The 1,366-nt window shown below is 32.4% G+C and carries 1 protein-coding gene and 1 pseudogene; both read left to right on the top strand.

The features are described 5' to 3' along the window. The first annotated feature begins 377 nt into the window (after positions 1 to 377). A complete protein-coding gene (locus tag BCU68_RS15790; protein WP_102565705.1) occupies positions 378 to 1,064 on the top strand; it encodes an acyltransferase in 687 nt (228 codons plus the stop codon). Between the two features lie 150 nt (positions 1,065 to 1,214). After that, positions 1,215 to 1,366, top strand: a pseudogene (locus BCU68_RS15795) (3-deoxy-manno-octulosonate cytidylyltransferase); the annotation flags it as partial.

Below are 1,366 nucleotides of genomic sequence, written 5' to 3' on the forward strand. Positions count from 1 at the left end.
TACCTAAAGCTGGAGTGGATAATCAAGAAGACTTAGATAAAGTTATTGAGATATTTTCAAAAATATAATAATTATGAATAAAACGATTGCTGTATTTTTATTTTTTGATTAAATTTATGGATTTATGCGTGATTTGTCCTGATTCATAATTCCGCTCTGTTGGTTTTTTTTGTAATTTATAGTTACCTTTATTCAAGGAAGTTCGATAGAGAACCAACCTCACACTAAGATCTCGCATCAAATGATTAGTTCGAAAAATAATTGGCTTTTCGAAATAGGAAGAGAAGCGCTATAAGGTTACCTGAAGCTTTATTTAATTGGACGATAACTACTAATCAACGGGTTGGAGTTATGATAAAATAATTAGGGAAAAATTAATGAGTATTTTAAAAAAATTGTTAACTGCAAATAAATTAAGTAATGCTAAATCTCTACAAATAAATAAATCTAAATCAAAAAACAAAAGTAAGCAATTTTCAGTAAAAGGTCAGATTAAAAAAAACAGCATAAATATCGGTGACAGTGTTACCTTAAGGGGAGAAAATACTATCAATTTCTGGAGGGAGTCGTCAAATAATATAGTAAGTATAGGGAGTAATTTCACATGTGATAACTTAAAAATCGTTTTTAAAGGTGATAACAATAAATTACTTATTGATGATAATGTAAGGTGGGTAGGGCATATATTAATTGTTGGAAATAATAGAACGGTAAGAATAGGGGAAAATACAACAGCCCAAGGAGTTTATATTTTAAGTAGGGATGAAAATGTAATTATTGGCAAAAACTGTATGTTTTCAAGGGAAGTAGAAGTCAGATCCACAGATGTTCATAAAATTTACTGCTTAGAGTCAGGTGAAAGGTTAAATCATGCGAGCCCTATAGTGGTATCTGATAATGTTTGGGTCGCAGCAAGAGCTATATTATCAAAGGGTACAACCATACCATCTGGCTGCATTGTTGGAGCGAGTTCTTTTGTTAATAAAAGTTTTACAGATAAGAATACTATAATTGCAGGAACTCCAGCCAAAATCGTCAAAAGAAATATACGCTGGCAGCGATAAGTAGAAGAAAGGGCGAGTGTCTCTTTCTAGTAATCCCTGATTCAGGAATGGTATGCTTACGAAAAGAAAGCTAATTATACTATTGACCACCCCGATGAAATGTTTGCTGTAATTGAACAGCATAGCCAATCTATAAATTAAAGGTTTTTTATGTCTAAAATTAGAATTGTTATTCCTGCTCGTTTTGGATCTTCTCGTTTACCAGGAAAACCATTACTCGATATTTGCGGTAAACCGATGATCGCGAGAGTTGTTGAGCAAGTTTTAGGGTACTTTGAGCATATTTATGTCGCGACTGATGA

This window comes from Vibrio sp. 10N.286.49.B3 (genome assembly GCF_002873395.1).
Taxonomy (GTDB): domain Bacteria; phylum Pseudomonadota; class Gammaproteobacteria; order Enterobacterales; family Vibrionaceae; genus Vibrio.

Excerpts from the sequence above, each read along its gene's own strand:
- BCU68_RS15790 (WP_102565705.1), top strand. The coding sequence starts at position 378 with ATGAGTATTTTAAAAAAATTGTTAACTGCAAATAAATTAAGTAATGCT.